Raw genomic sequence first — 242 nt, forward strand, 5'->3', positions numbered from 1 at the left:
TCTTTGTAACGTTTGAGCGAATCAAGCTCGCCGGTCCAGGTAACGACATTGTTGCGTAACAAGCGAACGGAAGAAGTACGCTTGACGATACCGTCGGTAACCAGACAGCCGGCGATCGCGCCAACTTTACTGACCAAGAATACTTGACGAATCTCGACCATACCGATGATCTGTTCGCGTTTTTCCGGTGCCAGCATACCAGACAAGGCAGCTTTGACTTCGTCGACCGCATCGTAAATGAT

1 pseudogene is annotated in these 242 nt (G+C 50.4%); it reads right to left on the bottom strand.

Annotated features, from left to right (window positions below):
* Positions 1-242: pseudogene (locus tag QN347_RS20740) on the bottom strand (translation initiation factor IF-2); the annotation flags it as partial.

The sequence above is a fragment of the Sphingomonas sp. 10B4 genome, assembly GCF_035019905.1.
Classification (GTDB): domain Bacteria; phylum Pseudomonadota; class Alphaproteobacteria; order Sphingomonadales; family Sphingomonadaceae; genus Sphingomonas; species Sphingomonas glacialis.